The 19,437-nt window shown below is 60.9% G+C and carries 18 protein-coding genes, 1 tRNA gene and 4 pseudogenes; 12 read left to right on the top strand and 11 right to left on the bottom strand.

What is annotated here, in order from left to right:
- Window positions 1-20: 20 nt before the first annotated feature.
- Window positions 21-1,019: a porphobilinogen synthase gene (gene hemB / locus PAF20_RS09770; protein ID WP_271070476.1), complete on the bottom strand. Its 999-nt coding sequence runs from the start codon at window positions 1,017-1,019 to the stop codon at window positions 21-23.
- Window positions 1,020-1,112: 93 nt separating this feature from the next.
- Between hemB and PAF20_RS09765 the strand changes: the two genes are divergently transcribed.
- From PAF20_RS09765 to PAF20_RS09750, 4 genes and pseudogenes are all read left to right on the top strand, one after another.
- Window positions 1,113-1,679, top strand: coding sequence for a hypothetical protein (locus tag PAF20_RS09765; RefSeq protein ID WP_271070475.1), 567 nt, complete (start codon window positions 1,113-1,115; stop codon window positions 1,677-1,679).
- Between the two features lie 35 nt (window positions 1,680-1,714).
- Window positions 1,715-5,155 carry a transcription-repair coupling factor gene (gene mfd / locus PAF20_RS09760; RefSeq protein ID WP_271070474.1) on the top strand — a complete coding sequence of 1,147 codons (3,441 nt, stop codon included), beginning with the start codon at window positions 1,715-1,717 and terminating at the stop codon, window positions 5,153-5,155.
- Window positions 5,156-5,277: 122 nt separating this feature from the next.
- Window positions 5,278-5,717, top strand: a pseudogene (locus tag PAF20_RS09755) (transposase); the annotation flags it as partial.
- Window positions 5,703-5,885, top strand: coding sequence for a hypothetical protein (locus PAF20_RS09750; protein ID WP_271073356.1), 183 nt, complete (start codon window positions 5,703-5,705; stop codon window positions 5,883-5,885). The pseudogene PAF20_RS09755 and the gene PAF20_RS09750, both read left to right, overlap by 15 nt.
- 139 nt (window positions 5,886-6,024) lie before the next feature.
- On the opposite strand, the pseudogene PAF20_RS09745 reads toward PAF20_RS09750, so the two are convergent.
- The 4 genes and pseudogenes from PAF20_RS09745 to PAF20_RS09730 all read right to left on the bottom strand — a co-directional run.
- Window positions 6,025-6,316: pseudogene (locus tag PAF20_RS09745) on the bottom strand (transposase); the annotation flags it as partial.
- A gap of 76 nt (window positions 6,317-6,392) precedes the next feature.
- The gene (gene kduD, locus PAF20_RS09740; RefSeq protein WP_271070473.1) at window positions 6,393-7,136 is read right to left on the bottom strand and encodes a 2-dehydro-3-deoxy-D-gluconate 5-dehydrogenase KduD; all 744 of its coding nucleotides are present in this window, start codon (window positions 7,134-7,136) and stop codon (window positions 6,393-6,395) included.
- On the bottom strand, window positions 7,136-7,324 hold the full coding sequence (locus PAF20_RS09735) for a hypothetical protein (protein ID WP_271070472.1): 189 nt from the start codon (window positions 7,322-7,324) through the stop codon (window positions 7,136-7,138). Before PAF20_RS09735 ends, kduD begins: the two co-directional genes overlap by 1 nt.
- Before the next feature lie 70 nt (window positions 7,325-7,394).
- The gene (locus PAF20_RS09730; RefSeq protein WP_271070471.1) at window positions 7,395-7,610 is read right to left on the bottom strand and encodes a hypothetical protein; all 216 of its coding nucleotides are present in this window, start codon (window positions 7,608-7,610) and stop codon (window positions 7,395-7,397) included.
- Here PAF20_RS09730 and PAF20_RS09725 point away from each other — a divergent pair.
- On the top strand, window positions 7,604-7,867 hold the full coding sequence (locus PAF20_RS09725; protein WP_271070470.1) for a hypothetical protein: 264 nt from the start codon (window positions 7,604-7,606) through the stop codon (window positions 7,865-7,867). The two genes, PAF20_RS09730 and PAF20_RS09725, sit on opposite strands and share 7 nt — an antisense overlap.
- Before the next feature lie 272 nt (window positions 7,868-8,139).
- Here the strand turns inward: PAF20_RS09725 and PAF20_RS09720 are convergent, their stop codons facing one another.
- The 3 genes and pseudogenes from PAF20_RS09720 to PAF20_RS18850 form a co-directional block, all read right to left on the bottom strand.
- Window positions 8,140-8,382: a hypothetical protein gene (locus PAF20_RS09720; RefSeq protein ID WP_271070469.1), complete on the bottom strand. Its 243-nt coding sequence runs from the start codon at window positions 8,380-8,382 to the stop codon at window positions 8,140-8,142.
- A gap of 84 nt (window positions 8,383-8,466) precedes the next feature.
- Window positions 8,467-8,619 (bottom strand): annotated as a pseudogene (locus PAF20_RS09715) (IS5/IS1182 family transposase); the annotation flags it as partial.
- 227 nt (window positions 8,620-8,846) lie between these two features.
- Window positions 8,847-9,029, bottom strand: a complete 183-nt coding sequence (locus tag PAF20_RS18850) for a helix-turn-helix domain-containing protein (RefSeq protein ID WP_434802955.1) — start codon at window positions 9,027-9,029, stop codon at window positions 8,847-8,849.
- Window positions 9,030-9,217: 188 nt separating this feature from the next.
- Here PAF20_RS18850 and PAF20_RS09710 point away from each other — a divergent pair.
- From PAF20_RS09710 to PAF20_RS09690, 5 genes and pseudogenes are all read left to right on the top strand, one after another.
- Window positions 9,218-9,382: pseudogene (locus PAF20_RS09710) on the top strand (transposase); the annotation flags it as partial.
- Window positions 9,383-9,833: 451 nt separating this feature from the next.
- Window positions 9,834-10,763, top strand: a complete 930-nt coding sequence (locus PAF20_RS09705) for a class I fructose-bisphosphate aldolase (protein WP_271070468.1) — start codon at window positions 9,834-9,836, stop codon at window positions 10,761-10,763.
- Between the two features lie 219 nt (window positions 10,764-10,982).
- Window positions 10,983-12,242, top strand: coding sequence for an aspartate kinase (locus PAF20_RS09700; protein ID WP_271070467.1), 1,260 nt, complete (start codon window positions 10,983-10,985; stop codon window positions 12,240-12,242).
- 35 nt (window positions 12,243-12,277) lie between these two features.
- Window positions 12,278-14,521 (top strand): phosphoenolpyruvate--protein phosphotransferase, encoded by a 2,244-nt coding sequence (gene ptsP, locus PAF20_RS09695; protein ID WP_271070466.1) that lies wholly within the window; start codon window positions 12,278-12,280, stop codon window positions 14,519-14,521.
- Between the two features lie 42 nt (window positions 14,522-14,563).
- Window positions 14,564-15,262, top strand: a complete 699-nt coding sequence (locus PAF20_RS09690; protein ID WP_271070465.1) for a fumarylacetoacetate hydrolase family protein — start codon at window positions 14,564-14,566, stop codon at window positions 15,260-15,262.
- 47 nt (window positions 15,263-15,309) lie between these two features.
- Here PAF20_RS09690 and PAF20_RS09685 read toward each other — a convergent pair whose 3' ends face one another.
- The 3 genes from PAF20_RS09685 to PAF20_RS09675 all read right to left on the bottom strand — a co-directional run bounded on the left by PAF20_RS09685 (window position 15,310) and on the right by PAF20_RS09675 (window position 17,061).
- Window positions 15,310-15,711 carry a DUF1178 family protein gene (locus PAF20_RS09685; protein ID WP_271070464.1) on the bottom strand — a complete coding sequence of 134 codons (402 nt, stop codon included), beginning with the start codon at window positions 15,709-15,711 and terminating at the stop codon, window positions 15,310-15,312.
- Window positions 15,712-15,743: 32 nt separating this feature from the next.
- Window positions 15,744-16,952, bottom strand: a complete 1,209-nt coding sequence (locus PAF20_RS09680) for a 3-deoxy-D-manno-octulosonic acid transferase (RefSeq protein ID WP_271070463.1) — start codon at window positions 16,950-16,952, stop codon at window positions 15,744-15,746.
- Window positions 16,953-16,987: 35 nt separating this feature from the next.
- Window positions 16,988-17,061 (bottom strand) — tRNA-Cys (locus PAF20_RS09675).
- 128 nt (window positions 17,062-17,189) lie between these two features.
- Between PAF20_RS09675 and PAF20_RS09670 the strand changes: the two genes are divergently transcribed.
- A complete protein-coding gene (locus PAF20_RS09670) occupies window positions 17,190-17,843 on the top strand; it encodes a protein-L-isoaspartate O-methyltransferase family protein (RefSeq protein ID WP_271070462.1) in 654 nt (217 codons plus the stop codon).
- 14 nt (window positions 17,844-17,857) lie between these two features.
- The gene (locus PAF20_RS09665) at window positions 17,858-19,231 is read left to right on the top strand and encodes a TolC family outer membrane protein (RefSeq protein WP_271070461.1); all 1,374 of its coding nucleotides are present in this window, start codon (window positions 17,858-17,860) and stop codon (window positions 19,229-19,231) included.
- The last annotated feature ends 206 nt before the right edge of the window (window positions 19,232-19,437 follow it).

The raw sequence follows: 19,437 nt of genomic DNA, 5'->3' as shown, positions 1-19,437 counted from the left end.
GGATACCGAATTTGCGCTGTTCAGGCCAGAGCTTCCGCGACCTGCGGGGCGAAATAGGTCAGGATTCCGTCACATCCGGCGCGGCGGAAAGCCAGCAGGCTTTCCGTTACGACATCCCGGCTTAGCCAGCCCTGCCGGATCGCGCCTTCGATCATCGCGTATTCACCACTGACCTGATAGGCGAAAGTCGGCGCGCCGAAGCGGTCGCGCACCTCTCGGCAGATATCCAGATAGGGCATTCCGGGCTTGACCATGACCATATCCGCACCCTCTGACAGGTCGCGTGCCACGCAGCGCATGGCCTCTTCGCGGTTGGCCGGGTTGATCTGATAGGTTTTCTTATCGCCCACCAGCCGACCCGCGGCACCAACCGCATCGCGGAACGGCCCATAAAAGCCCGAGGCGTATTTGGCTGCATAGGACATGATTGCTACATCCTTATGCCCGCGCTTTTCCAATGCGCGGCGCAAGGCCCCGATCCGGCCGTCCATCATGTCAGAGGGGCCAAGTATGTCGGCACCGGCTTCCGCCTGAACCAAAGCCATGCGCTCCAGACACTCGACCGTTTCGTCATTCAGGATGATCCCGTTGCGCACGATTCCGTCATGTCCGTTCGCGTTATAGGGATCGAGCGCGATGTCAGTCATGACCAGCATTTCCGGCACCGCCTCTTTCACCGCGCGTATGGCGCGATTGCCGATATTGTCCGGGTCCCAGGCGCGTTCGCAGGTTTCGGTCCGCAACGCCTCGTCGGAATGGGGGAAGATGCAGATCGCCGGAATACCCAGCTTCGCCGCCTGTTCTGCCGCCCCCTTGACGCTGTCGACGGTATAGCGCGACACGCCGGGCATGGACGGGATTTCGATATCCGCGCCCTCAACCTCGGTCACGAACACGGGCCAGATCAGGTCTTTGCTGCTCAGCCCGGTTTCGGTCACCATATCGCGCAGACCCTGCGTCCGGCGCAGACGGCGCGGGCGGGACATGGGGAAGGGGGCCAGGATGGGGTGCGGGGACATGGGTATTCGTCCTTTTCCTTGTTCGGCCCCTGTTCTAAGGTCGCGGCGGTGCCCCGGCAAGCGGGCAAACCCGAGACAGGCCTTTCCCGCATTATGCTATCCGACATCCTCTCCCTCCTTGATGCACGTTCCTTTTCATCGCCCTGGTTCTGGCTGGTGCTGGTATCGGTCTGGACGCTTGCCGGGCGTGGTGTGCTGGGTGTGCCCAATGACGTTCTGGCTGGTGCCAGCCAAGCGCTGCGCAAAAGCGACGATCCCGACCCGGCAGAGGCGCAACTGCTGCTGGACTGGCTGTCGTTGCAATTGCCACGCTGGAAGCTGGGCCGGGCAATGGGCATGGCGATGAGCGCGATTGTCGCGTTCAGTCTCAGCGTGCTGGCAGTTCTGGGTTTCCGCTATCAGTTAGAGATGGCGCAAGCACTGGCGCTGATCGGCATTCCCGTCGCCTTGCTGCTGATCCTGCGTCTGCGCCTTGCCGGGCAACTGGAATGGGTGATGGAGGCTGCGCGATACGGCCAGCCCGTCCGGCCCGCCGCGATAGAGGCGATGCGGCGCATCAACCGCTATCGCCTGCAGCATACGGCGGTTTCGCTACTGTCGGTGACCGTCACCGCATTCTGGGCCGCAAGGTGGCTTGTCCTTCATCCCAACGGGCTGTGACTTGACGCTGACGGCTGTGACTTTATCTGGATCCCATGTCTGACATCATCACCCTTTCCGGCGCCCCAGAGGGCTATGACGCCGCGCTTCTTGCGCGTGAGGCAGAGCGTGGGCCGGTCATCCACATCGCCCGCGACGACCGCCGCGCCGATGCCATGCGCGAGGGGCTGCGCTTCTTCGCCCCCGGCCTGACCGTGCTGGAGTTTCCTGCATGGGACACCACGCCCTATGATCGCGTGTCTCCGGCATCCGAGGTGATGGCCGCGCGTATGGCGACACTGGCCGCGCTCGCTCACGACGCGGTGCCGGGAAATTTCGTGCTGCTGACGACGCTGAATGCGGCAATCCAGCGGGTGCCGCCCTGTTCCGCGCTGACAGATGCCAGCTTCACCGCACGCGTCGGCAGCCGCATGGATGAGGCGGGGCTGCGCGCGTGGCTGGCTCGCATGGGTTTCGTTCAGGCCCCGACCGTGACCGAGCCGGGCGATTATGCGATCAGGGGCGGCATCATCGACATCTGGCCGCCGGGCCCGTCCGGCCCGATCCGGCTGGATCTGTTCGGAGACGTGCTGGACAGCGCCCGCCGTTTCGACCCCGAAACGCAGCGCAGCAAGGACAAGCTGGACCGGCTGGAACTGGTGCCGATGTCCGAGGTGATCCTTGATGAGGACGCCATCACCCGCTTCCGCACCACCTATCGCGCGGAATATGGCGGTGGATCGAACGATCCGCTGTATGAGGCCGTCAGCGCCGGGCGCAAGCTGGCCGGCACCGAGCATTGGCTGCCCTGGTTCTACGAAAGCCTCGACAGTATCTTCGACTACCTGCCCGCTGCCTCTGTCATGCTGGACGATCGTATCCAACAGGTGATGGATGCCCGGTGGGAGATGATCGCCGAACAATATGCCGCGCGGCGCGATGCTGCGACGAAACGCGGGGCGGAAAGCGTCTATCGCCCCGTGGCGCCCGAGGCGATGTTTGCACCTGAGGTCGAATGGCAAAAATGGCTGTCCACGCGACGTCAGCTGCGCCTGTCGGTCAATGCGGCCCCGCCCGGTCCGGGCGTGCTGGATGCAGGTGGCCGGATCGGGCGCAATTTCGCACCCGAACGCCAGTCGGAACAGCTTGATCTGTTCGGCGCGCTCGCCGCCCATCTGCGCGAGTTGCGCAAGACGCATCGTGTCGTGATCGCCTCTTTCAGCGATGGCGCGCGTGAACGTCTGCGCGGGTTGATCGCCGATGAGGGGATTGAGGGCGCGACGGACATCACCCGCCACAATGAACTGGCAGACCGGCCGGGCGCGCTTGGTCTCGCCGTATGGCCGTTGGAGGAAGGCTTTGTCGCTGACGGAACCGCGCTTGGCAAAATCGCGGTGATCTCGGAACAGGATGTGCTGGGCGACCGGCTGATCCGGGGGGCGCGCAAACGCCGCCGGGCCGAGAATTTCCTGAAGGACACGACCGCGCTGTCACCCGGTGATCTGGTCGTTCATGTCGAACATGGGATCGGGCGCTATACGGGTCTGGAAACGATCCGCGCCGCGGGCGTCCCGCATGATTGCGTGGCCTTGGAATATGCGGGCGGCGACCGGCTTTTCCTGCCGGTTGAGAATATCGAACTCCTGTCCCGCTATGGCCATGAAGAGGGGCTGCTGGACCGTCTTGGCGGCGGGGCCTGGCAGGCGCGGAAGGCGCGACTGAAAGAACGCATCCGCCTGATCGCCGACCGGCTGATGCGGGTTGCGGCCGAACGTTTGCTGCGCACCGCCCCGGTGCTGGAGCCTGAACATCATGAATGGGAAAGCTTCTCGGCCCGTTTTCCCTATACGGAAACGGACGACCAGATGGCCGCAATCGACGACGTGATGGCCGACCTTGCGGCGGGCCGTCCGATGGACCGGCTGATCGTCGGCGATGTCGGCTTCGGCAAGACCGAGGTGGCGATGCGTGCCGCCTATATCGCTGCGTCGCAGGGCAAGCAGGTGGCAGTGATCGCGCCGACGACCCTGCTGGCCCGTCAGCACGCCCGCAGTTTTGCCGAGCGTTTTCGCGGCACGCCCCTGAATGTCCGCGCCCTGTCGCGTTTCGTCAGCGCCAAGGATGCGGCCGCGACCCGTACCGGGCTGGCTGATGGCACGGTTGATATTGTCGTCGGCACCCATGCCGTGCTGGCCAAAGCGGTGCGTTTCAGGAATCTCGGCCTGCTGGTCATCGACGAGGAACAGCATTTCGGCGTCGGCCACAAGGAACGCCTGAAAGAATTGCGCAGCGACATCCATGTACTGACGATGACCGCGACGCCGATCCCGCGTACGCTGCAGCTTTCGCTGTCTGGTGTGCGCGATCTGTCGATCATCGGAACCCCGCCAGTGGACCGGCTGGCGATCCGCACCTATGTTTCGGAATTCGACACCGTCACCATCCGCGAGGCCCTGCTGCGCGAGAAATATCGTGGCGGCCAAAGCTTCTTCGTCGTCCCCCGCATCGCCGATCTGCCGGAGATCGAGGATTGGCTGCGCGAAAACGTGCCAGAGGTCAGCTTTATCGTGGCGCATGGGCAGATGGCGGCGGGCGATCTGGATCAGCGGATGAACGCCTTCTATGACGGGCAGGCCGATGTGCTGCTGGCGACAACGATCGTCGAAAGCGGCCTTGATATTCCCACCGCGAATACGATGGTTGTCTGGCGTGCCGATATTTACGGCCTTGCGCAACTGTATCAGATCCGGGGCCGGGTCGGGCGGTCGCGCACTCGCGCCTATTGTTATCTGACCACGAAACCGCGCAGCCCCCTGACGCCGCAGGCGGAACGGCGGCTGAAATTTCTTGGCAATATCGACGGGCTTGGGGCGGGCTTCAACCTCGCCTCGCAGGATCTCGATCTGCGCGGCGCGGGCAACCTGCTGGGCGAGGAACAGTCCGGCCATATCAAGGAAGTCGGCTTCGAACTTTATCAGGCGATGCTTGAGGAAACGATTGCCAAGCTGAAATCCGGCGAGCTGGAGGGCACACCCGAAGACGAATGGGCGCCGCAGCTGAACCTTGGCGTGCCGGTGACAATCCCGGAAAGCTATATCCCCGATCTCGACGTGCGGCTGGGGCTTTACCGGCGGCTGGCGGATATATCGTCTAAGGTCGAGATGGAGGGCTTTGCCGCCGAATTGATCGACCGTTTCGGCCCCGTCCCGCGGGAGGTGACCATGCTGATGAATGTCATCCGCATCAAGGCGATGGCGAAACGCGCCAATATCGCCAAGCTGGATGCCGGTCCGAAAGGCGCAACTGTCCAGTTCCACGGCGACAAGTTCCCGAACCCTGCCGGTCTGGTCGAGTTCCTGACCGATCAGCGCGGACAGGCCAAGGTCACTGACAACAAGATCGTTATCCGCCGGGATTGGACGACGGATGGAGAGCGGATCAAGGGCGCCTATGGCATTGCGCGGGATCTTGCGACAAAGGTTAAAGCCGCAGGCTGATCCCTGCTACACTCTGGCAAAGGCCCGGCTGGGCTTTGGCCGGTCATTGGCTGGTGTCAGGACCCGTTAATCGACTTGAGGCCGCTCTGCCAGCGTATGCAAGCTCGCGGACTGATGGGGTGATGACGAGCACCCTTACGGACGAGCAATTGGAACTGTTGAAGCCGTGCTTTCCGAAGAGCCATGGCAAGACGCGGGTCGATGACCGGAGAGTTCCAAGTGGTATAATCGTCATCGGTCGCAATCGGTCTAGGTTAGGCGCTGCGCCGCGTTGGTATGGCCCGCCGAAAACCTTTCCAACCGTTTGAAGCGGTGGCGTGACACGAGGGTTTGCCCAGATGATGAAGGGGTCCGCCTACGGAGGTACCGATCAGAAGGTCATCATGATCGACGCGACTTACCTGAAGGCGCACCGTACCGCTTCGAGCCTGCAGGCGAAAAAGAGGGACGACGATGAGCGTGGGCGTCTGATAGGGCGCACGGAAGGCGGGCTGAACACCGGGCCGCATACCGTAACCACGCCAAGGGTCGTCCACTGAAGATCTTCATGAATGCAAGCCAGGATATCTGCCGTGAGTTGCGGCTGTCCCGGACCACCGTGCGCAAGGTCATCCGCTCAGACGCGACCGAGTTCACGTATGACCGCACAATGCAGCTGCGTCCTGAGATCTATCCATGGCGGTCCGACCTGGACGAGAACGAAAGCTGGCGCTTCAAGAGCCAGGCTTAGGGCAAGCAGAACCCCGTTGGCCCTAAGGCACTGCGTTATACTAGACTACGCGGCGACGGGCCAGCTCTGATCCAAGGGGGTCAATTATGGGCGCCGACAAGGGGCCACGACCAGATACCAATTGACACGCACGATACACCAGATCCAGACGGCAGAAGCAATGATAGGCCAGGTTCAGGTGCAACCTCTTCCCCCAGCCGTCATTCAGACCGGATGCCAAAGCAATAGCCGATCAGAAGCATCCGGATCAGCAGTTTCGGGTCGATGGACGGGCGAGTTGTGTGGCTGTGGAAATCCGCCAAATAGGTGCGGATATCGCCTAGATCGGCAAAGCGGTCAATCGACCGCAGCAGATGATCCTGCTGGACGTGATCCTCCAGCGAAAACTCATAAAACAGCGCCGACTGGGATTCCTGCCGCAGGCCCATTATCGCCAATCCTCCCGCCTCACGAATGCGCCGGGTCATGATGCAGTGCCCAGAATGCCCCCTTTAAGCGCTCCGGCTGTTACCTTGCCAGCCAACCGCCATCGACGTTCAGCACGGCGCCGGTGATGTATCGCGCAGCGGAAGAGCAAAGGAATGCTGCGGTGCCGCCGACGTCCTCGGGCTTGCCCCACCTACCCGCCGGGATCCGTTCCAGAATCTGCCGCGAGCGGTCGGGATCCTCGCGCAAAGCTTGGGTATTGTTGGTTGCGATATAGCCCGGCGCGATGGCATTGACGGTGATGCCGTGCGGCGCCCATTCGTTTGCCAGCAGCTTGGTAATCCCTGCGACACCATGCTTGCTGGCCGTATATCCCGGAACCCGGATGCCACCCTGAAATGACAGCAACGAGGCGATGTTGACGATCGCCCCTTCCTGTCCGCGTTCGATCAACTCCTTGCCGAACGCCTGACATGTGAAGAACACCGCCTTCAGATTGGTGTCAATCACCGCATCCCAGTCGGCCTCGGAATGGCTGACGGCATCTTCGCGCCGGATGATGCCGGCATTGTTGATGAGCAGAGTATAACCCGCGCCCGCAAAGACATCCTTTGCCGCCAGCGGGTCGGCAAAGTCGATAAGCAACTCCTCCGCTGTGCCTCCCGCATTGGTGATAGCGGCGATGGTTTCGGATGATGACCGCCGTCCGGCGCAGCTCACTCGTGCGCCCTGGGCAGCAAGGGCCTCTGCAATGGCGCGGCCGATTCCGGTATTGGCGCCGGTCACGAGCGCACGCTGACCAGCCAGTGAAAACAGATCGGCCATCAGCACATATCCTTCTGCTGCCTGAACTCCGTATCGGCATAGTCGACATTGCTAGCCGCCGCCGAACAGATGAAAGTATATTCCCCGGTACCCGCACCGGCGTGGATCGACCAGTGCGGAGAGATCACGCCTTCTTCATTCGCGACGAACAGATGCCGCGGTTCCTGCGGTAGGCCCATCAGGTGCATGACACAGCTTTCCTATCCATACCACAACAGAGTTAACCTTCCATCCGGCGATCATCAATATGGCTGGGGCTCATGTTCCAGAAAGAGCCACCTCCAGCGAAGTGCAACCCAGAATTGGCTGGCAGCCTTTCATCACCTTCAAGTGGATGAATTTCTTGATGGTGGGCTTGTTCGAGGTCTCTGCGGCGGCCAGCTTGATCTGGACACAACCGGCCACCGCTCGGGTCAGGGCGGCAAAGGGGGACTCACGGTCAGGCCATCTGGCGTTCTCGTGGCGGCGTGACAACCAGGATCCTGCCGCTGAGCGACGCACTCGGAAATCCGGTTGATATCCGGCTGCTGCCGGGACAGGCGCACGATTTGCGCGGTGTGCCAGACCTGACCATCGGCCATCTTCTGGCAGACCGCGCTTTCGATGCCGACTGGCTGAGGTCCGATCTGGCGGACCGCGATATCGTCGCGGTTGTTCCTCCCAAATCGAACCGGCGTTTCCCCCGCAGAATTCGACAGGGAAACCTACAAATGCCGGCGCCTGATCGATAATATCTTCGGAAAATTTAATGAAAACAGTTGGATCGCGATGCGCTCATGCAAAGCCGACCACAGCTTCACAGCATTTATCGTCCTCGCTGCAACCCTTATCCCAGCTTCCAAACGGCGCGTCCATCGTCAGCCGCTCACCTCGCCTGGCCCTGCCACGCCAAGCCGTCGGGTCAGGTTCGTCTTCACGGCGGGTCCGTCAATGAAGGCCAGGTTCTTCGGCAGGAATGCGATGGCGGGCAAGCGGTGCCTGAGCCAATCAGCGCGTTGCGGCGTTACCCTGGCGCGACGGCGCTCGGTGGCGACCAGCGACTTTTCTTGTATGTGAAAACAAGCCGGGACAGCAAGTTGGTAATCGAGGAGTGGTGGGCCTGCACGCCCTCTGCCTCAGACAACGCATCGGGCAACTCGAAAAGCGTGATATCCGGGTCTTGTGCGATCAACTCTTCCAGAAACGCCCGATGCGGTGCCAGCTTTCCCTTGCCGCGCGGCGTCGCCTTGGGGTGCCGGTTCCGCATGCCCCTTTGTTTGCACCTGATGTGCCCAATGCGCGCCCGTGACGGGTGACGCCTTCAGACGAAACGCCGCCGCACGCCCGCTTAAGGCGCACCGGTGCGCACGATCCACAGCACTGCATCGACAAACATCCGATTGTTGCGACCGCTGCTGCCGCGCGTGCGGCTGTCACCGATGATGTGAGCCGAGATTCGATCCCACTGAAGATCGGACGAGACCAGACGTTCCAACGTTCCCATGGCAAATCTCCCTGCCGCCGGAGCATGGAATAAGCTTTCAAAGCCAAATGGAATCCCAAGAGCCCACAGAACCTAGAGCGGTTCGACTTCGGTTGGCTTGACAGCTTCTCTGTTCTGTAGCCGTGGCCGATGACATTGGACCGGAACACCCCTGCGGGCGTGCGGTAACCCAGGCACTTCCGCGGCGTCGCGTTCAGCCCGGCGCAAATTTTGGCGGCGGCCACTTTCTACGTAGATACCCGCGACGCTTGCGGCGACCAGAGGCGAGGTGGCGCCAGTTTCTGCGCGACGACGCCCCAATTGCCTGTCAGTTGAGGAATTTCGGCGTCGTGATGCCGGTTTCTCTGTAATTCTCGGAGCACGGTCGAACGATGTCGACCAAGTCTTCGGGCGATGTCCGTGGCACCCATCTTCATCAGCCGCCATCGTTCGATCTGGAGTCTTTCCGAACAGCGTAAGGTGGCTAAATCTGCGCTTCGTTCAGAATGTCCTTTCTGCTGCTAGCATTCTGTCACGATTTAACAACAGGCCGCTGACATAATCGGCCCTCGACGGCGATGTGAGAAGATGATTCACGCTTGGCACGTTAACGGCGGACGTGATCTGGTCGTTGTTTGGCGATGTCGATTTGGAAGAGCGCATCGCGCCGCGCCACCGGCTGCGCAAGATCAGACAGGTGGTCAATGATGCGATGGCCGGCCTCGATGCGGCGTTAGGGTCGCTTTACATCGATTTCGGCCGCCCCTCGATTGCGCCGGAACGGCACACCACCGGAATGCCGAGTCCGCTCGGCCAGTCATTCAAACCGATGGCATTCCTGCCCTCACTCCGGGGCGAGACGCGTTCGCGTGACGCAGCCGTAATGCAGGGACAGCGTTCCGGACCCGGCGGCCTGTTAGGATGCAATGTGGTATCCGCTCAGGGCCGGCAGGCAGGCTTTGATACCATAGCGGGCGGCGTTTGCGGGGAACAGCATATTTGCGGGGCCGGGGCTGTAGGCAAGAGAGAGAAGAAGAGCAAGCAACGAGACGATCATGGGCCATTCCAGTCAATGGCACTTGCGGCAGCATGCACTGGATTTGGTGTCAATATGCAGCCAAATCGGGCGTTTTATCCTATCGTCGTCGCTAACATCGCGCCGTTAGCGCAACCTCTCGTTGCCGATGGGCTTCGGTCTGCTAAGACGCGTGGAATTTAGTTTTTCGGGGGAAGCCATGAGGGTCACGAACACAGTCAAGAAAATTCTCGCCAATTACGAAGGTGAGAATCCGGGCGTTAAGGGCAATCTTTGCCGGATGCTGATGGAGGGTAAGCTTGGCGGCACGGGCAAGATGATCATCCTGCCGGTCGATCAGGGCTTCGAACATGGGCCGGCCCGCAGCTTTGCGCCGAACGCCGCCGGTTACGACCCGCACTACCATTATAAGCTGGCGATTGATGCCGGCCTGAACGCCTATGCAGCTCCGCTGGGAATGCTGGAAGCGGGCGCCGACACCTTCGCGGGGCAAATTCCCACGATTCTGAAAATGAACTCTGCCAACAGCCTGATGTCTGATACCGCCGGCAAAAACCAGGCGGTGACGGCATCGGTGAACGACGCGCTTCGCCTGGGCTGCGCAGCAATCGGGTTCACGATCTATCCGGGCTCTGACATGGCCCTTGATATGTTCGAGGAGATATCCGAGCTGCGCGCCGAGGCCGCTGCGGTCGGTATCCCGACCGTCATCTGGTCCTATCCGCGAGGCGAGGCGATCAGCAAGGACGGCGAAACCGCCATTGATATCGCCGCCTACGCGGCGCAGATCGCGGCGCTGCTGGGCGCGCATATCATCAAGATCAAGCTGTCCACCGACCACCTTGAAAACAAGGATGCCAAGAAGGTCTATGAGGGGCAGGGGATCGACGTGTCGACCCAGGCAAAGCGGGTACAGCATTGTATGGAGGCGGCATTTGGCGGGCGCAGGATCGTCGTGTTCTCCGGCGGTGCGGCAAAAGGGGCCGATGCGGTCTATGACGATGCGCGTGCCATCCGCGATGGCGGTGGCAACGGTTCGATCATCGGGCGCAACAGTTTCCAGCGTTCGCGCGAAGATGCGTTGGAAATGCTGGGCAAGCTGATCGATATCTATAAAGACCGCGAATAAACGTCGCCGCCGGACCGGGGCTCTGCCGCGGACCCCGAGGTATTTTGACACCAAAGACGGGTCCGCCGCGAGGCGGGCCTGTTTTGTTTCGACAGTTTCATATCGCAAACGGGGCGTTTTTCGGGCTTCGGGCTGCGGACGGCCTTGCGCGTCATCCGGTGCGGTCCTAGAAGGTGCCCGATTTAAAGGCGCCCCAATTCAGGGGAATGGAGGGACGGCATGCCCTTGTTGGTGATGAAATTCGGCGGCACATCCGTCGCCGATCTCGACCGGATCAGGAACGCGGCCCAGAAGGTCAAGCGTGAGGTTGATCGCGGCTATGACGTCATTGTAATCGTCAGTGCGATGTCGGGCAAAACCAATGAGCTGGTCGGCTGGGTCGAGCAGACGTCCCCCTTGTTCGATGCGCGTGAATACGACGCTGTTGTCAGTTCGGGCGAAAACATCACCGCTGGTCTGATGGCGCTGACCCTGCAGGAGATGGAGGTTCCGGCCCGTTCCTGGCAGGGCTGGCAGGTGCCCATCAACACGACCGCGCAGCATTCCGCAGCCCGGTTCGAAAGCATTCCGCGCGCGAATCTCGACCAGAAATTCGCCGAAGGGTTCAAGGTCGCCGTAGTTGCCGGTTTTCAGGGCATTGCACCCGATGGACGGATCACGACACTTGGCCGGGGCGGCTCCGATACGACTGCCGTTGCCTTTGCCGCCGCCTTCGAGGCCGAGCGCTGCGATATCTATACCGATGTCGATGGCGTTTATACGACCGATCCGCGCATCACCTCGAAGGCGCGGAAGCTTGACCGCATCGCTTTCGAAGAGATGCTTGAACTTGCCAGCCTGGGGGCGAAGGTTCTGCAGACCCGCTCTGTCGAACTGGCGATGCGCTATAATGTCCGCTTGCGGGTGCTGTCCTCTTTCGAGGATACAGATGAAAATTCCGGCACCCTGGTCTGCGATGAGGATGATATCATGGAATCGAAAGTCGTCTCTGGCGTAGCCTTTTCGCGCGATGAGGCCAAGGTCACCCTGGTCACGGTCGAGGACCGGCCCGGTATTTCAGCCGCGATCTTTGCGCCCTTGGCCGAGGCCGGGGTCAATGTCGACATGATTGTTCAGAATATTTCTGAAAAGAATTACGAGGATCATAAGGGTTCGGTGACCGATATGACCTTCTCTTGCCCGATCAATCAGGTCGAGCGTGCCAAGAAGGCGATGGAGGATGCGCGGACATCCGGCACCATCCAGTATGATGAATTGATCGTCGACACCGATGTGGCCAAGGTCAGCGTTGTCGGCATCGGGATGCGTTCCCATGCGGGCGTGGCGGCGCGTATGTTCCGGGCACTTGCCGATGAAAACATCAATATCAAGGTGATCTCCACTTCCGAGATCAAGATTTCCGTGCTGATCGACCGCAAATACATGGAACTGGCCGTGCAGGCCCTGCATGATGCGTTCGAACTGGAAAAAACTGCGTAACTCGGCAGCACGTTACGCGAGAATGGCAGGAGAAGATGCCGAATCGCGACGACAGAGACTCCCGGCAGTTGCTCAGGCGGCTGCGTGACACGCTTGCGGCGGCTGGTGCAAGCCAGGACCGCTTGGACGAGATCACCCATCATATCGCCGATTCCATGGGAACGGAGGTCTGTTCGGTCTATCTGTTCCGCGACGCGGATACGCTGGAGCTGTGTGCGACCGAAGGTCTGAAGGCGGAATCGGTGCACATGACCCGCCTGAAGCTGGGCGAGGGGCTTGTGGGGCGCGTTGCACGCACGGGCCGCCACGTGAATACAGCCAATGCGCCGGCCGAGCCGGGCTTTCGCTTTATGCCTGAAACGGGCGAAGAGGTTTATCCGTCCTTCCTTGGTGTGCCCATCCAGCGAGTCGGAGAGAAGCTGGGCGTTCTGGTCGTCCAGTCCCGCGAAGCCCGCCAGTTTACAGAAGATGACGTCTACGGCCTTGAGGTTGTGGCGATGGTTCTGGCCGAGATGGCGGAGCTTGGCGCCTTTCAGGGCACTGCCGAGGACAGCCTGCCGCTGATCCATCGCTTCCCCAGCTTCTTTCGTGGCACCAGCGGTCAGGAAGGTGCGGCAGAGGGGCGCGTCTGGCTGCATGAGCCGCGCGTCGTCGTCGCCAACCCGGTGGGCGACGATCCGGTCAAGGAAAAGGCGCGGCTTCTGGAAGGGGTCGAGACCCTTCGCCAGCGTGTCGATTCCATGCTGGCGAATGCAGATATGGGCGCTGATGGCGATCATGCACAGGTTCTGGAAGCCTATCGCATGTTTGCGCATTCACGGTCGTGGCTGCGGCGCATGGAAGAGGATATCGAGCTCGGCCTGTCCGCCGAAGCTGCGGTGGAAAAGGAACAGTCGCAGGCACGTGCGCGGCTGGAGATGGCCGCCGATCCCTATCTGCGCGACCGGCTGCATGATCTGGACGACCTGTCCAACCGGCTGTTGCGTATCCTGACTGGGCAGGGCAGTGATACCGGGGCAGAGATGCCGGATGACCCGATCCTTGTTGCGCGTAATATCGGGCCGGCGGAACTTCTGGATTACGGTCGCAAGCTGAAGGGTGTGGTTCTGGAAGAAGGCAGCGTTGGCAGCCATGCTGCAATCGTTGCCCGTGCTTTGGCAATCCCGCTGGTCATTCACGCCGCACGGATCACGTCCGAGGCGCTGAACGGCGATGGCATAATGGTCGATGGCGATGTCGGCGTGGTTCACTTGCGACCCGAGGAAAGCGTCGCCAAGGCGTTCCGCGACAAGATTGCCATGCAGGCAGAGGCGCAGAAGCGCTATTCCGGGCTGCGGGACTTGCCTGCGATGTCGACCTGCGGCACGCGGGTGGAACTGTTCATGAATGCCGGTCTGATGGCCGATCTGCCCAGCCTCGAACATTCGGGTGCCGAAGGTGTTGGGCTGTTCCGGACGGAATTGCAGTTCCTGACCCGGACGCGCGTTCCCCGGCGCTCGGAACTTGCGGCGCTTTATACGCGCGTGATGGAGGCCGCGAAGGGCCGCCATGTCGTATTCCGGACGCTGGATATCGGTTCGGACAAGGTGCTGCCCTATATGAAGCCGCAGGACGAGCCGAACCCGGCCATGGGCTGGCGGGCGATTCGCGTGGGGCTGGAAAAGCGCGGCGTGTTGCGGATGCAGTTGCAGGCGCTGATCCGGGGTGCGGCCGGTCGTCCGCTGCATGTGATGTTCCCCTTTGTCTCGGAGCCGTCGGAATTCGACATGGCCCATAAGATGCTGATGGAGGAAATCGCACGCGAACAGCGGCTTGGTCACGCGATGCCGCTTGATATCCGTGTCGGCACCATGCTGGAAACGCCCTCTCTGGCTTTTGCGCCGGTCAGCTTTTTCCGCTCATGCGATTTCGTGTCTATCGGCGGGAATGATCTGAAGCAGTTCTTCTTTGCCGCTGACCGTGAGAATGAGCGTGTCCGCCGCCGCTATGACACGCTGAGCGAGCCTTTCCTTGCGCTGCTGGATCAGGTGATCGCGCGCTGTGAGGAGGCAGGCGTGACGCTGTCCTTCTGCGGTGAGGATGCGGGCAGGCCGGTAGAGGCCGTGACTTTCGCCGCACTGGGTATCAGGCGCCTTTCGATGCGCCCTGCCTCTATCGGGCCGGTAAAGCATCTGATCCGCAAGATCAGTCTTCAGGATTTGCGCGCCGCGATTGCAGAGGCGCGTCTGGCCGGAGAACCGGTGCGGCGCGTCGTCACTGAATTTCTGGCGCGCAGCTGAACAACGCGCTAGCCTCTGCCCAACGAAAAAGGAGCAGATGATATGACACAAAATCTTTTTCCTTCCCCGCCCTGGCCAAGTTTGCCCGTACAGGGCGAGCAGGGCCTTTATCCCGTCCACCGCATTTTCTGCGTGGGCAAGAACTATGCCGCCCATGCTGCCGAAATGGGCGGAGAGGTCGATCGCGAACAGCCGATGTTCTTTACGAAATCGGCTCTGGCTTTCCTGCCCACCGGGATGGAAAGCAACTATCCGCCCGGAACCGAAGATTACCATTACGAGGTGGAATTCTGTGTGGCCGTGGGCAAGCCGCTGTTCAAGGCCAGCCCTGAAGAGGCGGCGGATGCGGTCTTTGGCTATGCGGTCGGGCTGGACATGACCCGTCGCGATATTCAGAACCGCGCTAAAGACAAGCGTCAGCCGTGGGATATGGCCAAGGATGTCGAGGAATCGGCGATCATCGGGCCGATCACTACGGTCGCGGAATTCGGGCCAGTCGCAGATCAGCGTATTCGCCTGCGTCTGGGCGGTGACTTGCGGCAGGACGGACCGCTTTCCGATATGGTCTGGACAGTGCCGGAATTGCTATCACGGCTTTCGCATCTTTATCACCTTGCGCCGGGTGATATCCTGATGACGGGTACGCCGTCGGGCGTTGGTCCCGTCAAGCCGGGTGATCATCTTGTCGGCGATGTGGAAGGGCTGGCGCCGGTTTCGGTGACATTTACTGACCCGGACTGACAGAACCACATCCAAACCGAAAAGGCCGCACTTCGGTGCGGCCTTTCTTAATTCGTCTTTCGCCTTGGTATGAAGGGCAGCGGTGCAATGGGCACGCCCTCCTCAATCAAGGCTTTGGCTTCCTCGGCTTTCGCCTCGCCGTGGATGGCGCGATGGTCGCTGCGGCCCTCATGCATGGCGCGTGCCTCATCCGCGAAGCGAAGTCCGACATAATCCGAATTCGACTCCACATGGTCGCGCAACTGTTCCAGTGGCGTTTTATCTTTTTCTTTCAGGCTGTTGGTCTTTGCGGGAACACGCGGACTCATCACGGCACGATCAACATCGGATTTGCCGCAGATCGCACATTGCACCTGACCGGCATCGCGTTGCGCCTCGAACGCATCGGACGACGCAAACCAGCCGTCGAAACGGTGTCCGTCCTTGCAGTTGAGATCATAGCGTATCAATTTGCGCGCCTTCCGTCGTGTTCCAGGTCATCTTATATATCGGTATTGCCGCTGCCTGGCGCAATCCCTGCTGCCCGCAGGATAATCCGAACCAGCGGCGCGGCATCACCTGCACGTTTCAGCAGCAATGCGCGGGCGCGGATGCCCATCCGGGCCGCATCGCCCGCTGTTCCGGCCAGCCCGGCAAGCGTCGCACCGGCATCGGTGGACAGCGTTTCGGCACCTTGCGCGGCGTGCAGAAGCGCATAATCCTCGGCAAAATTTGACACATGCGGCCCGTGCAGGATCGCGCATTCATGAGCAGCCGGTTCCCAGGGCGTATGGCCGCCCTTTGGCACCAGTGAGCCGCCGGTAATGCAGATGGCGGCGGCATCGTACCAGCGGCCCATCTCTCCCAATGTGTCGGCAAGCAAAAGCGGCGCCTGCTCATCCGCGCCTTCAGAGCGACGGGCGACGAATAACCCGCGCGCGGCAAACATTTCCGCAATATCGTCGCCACGCTGCGGATGGCGGGGCGCGATGATCAGACGAAGGCCGGGCACCAAGCGGCGCGCGCTCATGAAGGCGTCAAGGATCAGTTCGTCCTCTCCCTCATGCGTAGAGGCAGCAAGGATTGTGCGTGATCGCGTTTCCGGCGGGATGCCGGGGCGCGTCCGTGCGGGGCCAAGCAGCTTGAGCTGCATCCGTGGAAGCACTGCAGCGGAAGGCAGGCCAAGCTCTGTCAGCCGCTCTTCGCTACCTTGATTCTGCGCAGACAGTCCGCTGATCCGGTCGAGGATCGGGCCGATCAGCCAAGGCAGCTTTGCCCATCTGCGCGCAGAGCGTTCCGACATTCGCGCGCCGATCACGAATTGCTGAACGCCGGCACGGGCAAGCATCTTCGAGCGGTTCGGCCACAGTTCATTTTCCAGTGTGACCGCGACGCGCGGCTGGTATCTGTGCAGGAAACGGCCAAGCGATTGCGGCGTATCCAGCGGCGCGAGCCGTGCCGGCAGGCCCCATTCCCGGACAACGCCGCGCCCGGTTGTCGTGTTCGTGGTGACGATCACGCTCGCGTGCCGTGCGATTTTTTCGATGACTGGCTGCGCAGACACAACTTCGCCCACGCTGGCCCCATGAATCCAGATGTCGCAGACATCGCCGTGCTGATCTTCGTCACGCATCATCCGCTGGGCCAGATCGCCCGAGGCAATCGGCCCGAGCATTGCGCCAGCCAACCAGGATGCGCCGCGATACAGCAACGTCGTCCTTTCATCATCAGGGCAGGGGCCGGCATTGGAGGTGGGTACCGGAATCGAACCGGTCTACACGGATTTGCAATCCGGTGCGTAACCTCTCCGCCAACCCACCGCCGGTGCGAGGTCCGGTTGAGATAATCGAAGCCGCGCAAGCTTGCAAGCCGGAACAGCGAAATCCGTGCGTTGCTCCCCCCGGCCTTTCGTGGCAAACAGGGGCGACACAATTCAAAGGCACTACCGATGGTCGATTTTACGCACGCCCGCACCATGATGGTGGATACGCAGGTTCGGCCCAACGACGTTACGAAATATCCGATTATTGCAGCGATGCTTGACGTGCCGCGCGAGGCTTTCGTGCCGGAAACGCGAAAATCAGTCGCCTATATGGGCGAAAATGTGCAGCTTTCGGAAGAGCGTTGGATGCTGGAACCCCGCAGCTTCGCCAAGCTGTTGGAGGAGTTGAATATCCAGCCGAATGAGCTGGTCCTGAATATCGGTGCCGGTCTTGGTTATGACGCCGCTGTGATGGCCCACCTGGCTCAGGCGGTCGTTGCACTCGAATCCGATGAGGCACTGGCTTCCCGTGCCGAGGCTGCTTTGGCCGAACAGGGCGTGGACAACGTTGTGGTTGTAACGGGTGATCTTTCAGAAGGGTTTGCCAAGCAGGCACCATATGACGTGATCCTGATCTCTGGCGCGATTGAAACCTTGCCGGACGGCATTGCCGATCAGCTGAAGGATGGCGGTCGTGTCGGTGCGATCTTCGATGAGGGGCGCCTTGGCGTGGCCCGGATCGGACATAAGATTGATGGCACTGTTAATTGGCGCTATGCGTTCAATGGCTCGGTTCCGGTATTACCGGCATTTCGCAAGTCCGAAGCATTTCATTTTTGAGAGGTAGAAGAACGATGGTGATCGACCTCGTAGGGCTGATTAGGCCCGTTTTGCGACGCTCTGTGCTTGCGGCGCTTCTCGTTGGCGCGGCGCTTCCCGCAATGGCCGAGACCCTTGGCGACACCTTGGTGGCAGCTTACCGCCATTCTGCTTTGCTCGATCAGCAACGCGCAGTGCTGCGCGCGGCTGACGAGGATGTGGCGACTGCAATGGCGTCGCTGCGTCCGGTTCTGGAATGGACGTTGGAGCATCAGTTCATTGAAAGCGAAGGTTTCGAATCGACTTCGACGACGGCATCGCTGACAGCCTCCATGACACTATTCGATTTCGGCCGTTCGCAGGTGACGATTGATGGCACGAAAGAGGTGGTTCTTGCGACGCGATACGCGTTGATGGGCGTCGAACAGGACATCCTGCTGACAGCCGTGCAGGCCTTTATGGCGGTCCGGGCAGCGACCGAGCAGGTTGAACTTCAGCAGAACTCGGTGCGCGTTCTGGGGCAGGAATTGCAGGCCGCCCAAGATCGGTTTGATGTCGGTGAGATTACGGTGACCGACGTGGCTCAGGCCAATGCCCAGCTTGCAGCATCGCGTGCTTCCCTGTCGTCGGCTGAGGGCGATCTGCGTGTCGCACTTGAAGATTACGCGGCAGCTACAGGTGCGAAGCCTCAAGGGCTGAGTGCGCCACCCCCTTTGCCGACACGACCCGCTTCGCTTGAGGCGGCGCAGGCTATCGCACAGAAGAACCATCCGGCCATCTTGCAGGCAAGCCGTATGGTTGCGTCTGCCGAGCTGGGAATTGCCGCTGCTGCAGCAGATCGGAAACCGTCAATCTCGGGTTCCATTTCAGGTCGGGCCAATAAGGATGGCGGCTCACAAATGGAGCTTGGCCTGCAAATGTCACAAACGCTATATTCGGGCGGGAGGTTGTCAGCCGCGCACCGCGGCGCCATGGCTGACCGCGACGAAACGCGCGCTACATTGCTGAACACCTCTCGACAGGTGAATCAGGCAGTCGGTATCGCGTGGGCGAATATTGACGTGGCCGCTGCGCAAATTCGTGCAATTGACGAGCAGATATCTGCGGCCCAGCAGGCCTATGACGGCGTGCGGGAAGAGGCGACGCTGGGTGCGCGTACTACCCTGGATGTGCTTGACGCAGAGCAATCCTTGCTGGAGGCGCGGGCCGACAAGATTACTGCTGAGGCCAATCTGCAGTTAGCACATTATCAATTATTGTCCTCTATGGGTTTGTTGACAGTGAAAGATCTGCAACTGGGGATTCCCACCTATGACCCATCTGCCTACTACAATGCGGTGCGCGACGCGCCCTATACCAGCAAACAGGGCGACAACCTGGACCGCGTTCTGCGCGCGCTCAACAGGTAAGCGACACTCGCCCGATTTAAGGGGGCGGTCATGACAGAACAGCATGCCGCCCAATTTCCAAGTTCTGATATCGGTGACTTTCTCAGCTCCATCCGGCGTCTGGTCGCTGACCAAGGGGTGGCTCCGGCGGGCGTTGCAAGACCCCGCATAGGTGAACCAAATCGCGACTTGGGTCTGCACCCTGCCGACAGGCGTTCGTGTCCGCG

Origin of the sequence: Paracoccus albus (assembly GCF_027913035.1) — a bacterium.
In the GTDB taxonomy this organism is placed as follows: Bacteria; Pseudomonadota; Alphaproteobacteria; order Rhodobacterales; family Rhodobacteraceae; genus Paracoccus; species Paracoccus albus.
This window is presented reverse-complemented; position numbering and strand designations above follow the sequence as displayed.

Excerpts from the sequence above, each read along its gene's own strand:
- PAF20_RS18850 (WP_434802955.1), bottom strand. The coding sequence starts at position 9,029 with ATGGGTGCCACGGACATCGCCCGAAGACTTGGTCGACATCGTTCGACC.
- PAF20_RS09720 (WP_271070469.1), bottom strand. The coding sequence starts at position 8,382 with ATGCGGAACCGGCACCCCAAGGCGACGCCGCGCGGCAAGGGAAAGCTG.
- PAF20_RS09750 (WP_271073356.1), top strand. The coding sequence starts at position 5,703 with ATGAATGCAAGCCAGGATATCTGCCGTGAGTTGCGGCTGTCCCGGACC.
- hemB (WP_271070476.1), bottom strand. The coding sequence starts at position 1,019 with ATGTCCCCGCACCCCATCCTGGCCCCCTTCCCCATGTCCCGCCCGCGC.
- PAF20_RS09765 (WP_271070475.1), top strand. The coding sequence starts at position 1,113 with ATGCTATCCGACATCCTCTCCCTCCTTGATGCACGTTCCTTTTCATCG.
- ptsP (WP_271070466.1), top strand. The coding sequence starts at position 12,278 with ATGCCGAATCGCGACGACAGAGACTCCCGGCAGTTGCTCAGGCGGCTG.
- PAF20_RS09705 (WP_271070468.1), top strand. The coding sequence starts at position 9,834 with ATGAGGGTCACGAACACAGTCAAGAAAATTCTCGCCAATTACGAAGGT.
- PAF20_RS09665 (WP_271070461.1), top strand. The coding sequence starts at position 17,858 with ATGGTGATCGACCTCGTAGGGCTGATTAGGCCCGTTTTGCGACGCTCT.
- PAF20_RS09690 (WP_271070465.1), top strand. The coding sequence starts at position 14,564 with ATGACACAAAATCTTTTTCCTTCCCCGCCCTGGCCAAGTTTGCCCGTA.
- PAF20_RS09670 (WP_271070462.1), top strand. The coding sequence starts at position 17,190 with ATGGTCGATTTTACGCACGCCCGCACCATGATGGTGGATACGCAGGTT.
- PAF20_RS09735 (WP_271070472.1), bottom strand. The coding sequence starts at position 7,324 with ATGCACCTGATGGGCCTACCGCAGGAACCGCGGCATCTGTTCGTCGCG.
- PAF20_RS09700 (WP_271070467.1), top strand. The coding sequence starts at position 10,983 with ATGCCCTTGTTGGTGATGAAATTCGGCGGCACATCCGTCGCCGATCTC.
- kduD (WP_271070473.1), bottom strand. The coding sequence starts at position 7,136 with ATGGCCGATCTGTTTTCACTGGCTGGTCAGCGTGCGCTCGTGACCGGC.
- mfd (WP_271070474.1), top strand. The coding sequence starts at position 1,715 with ATGTCTGACATCATCACCCTTTCCGGCGCCCCAGAGGGCTATGACGCC.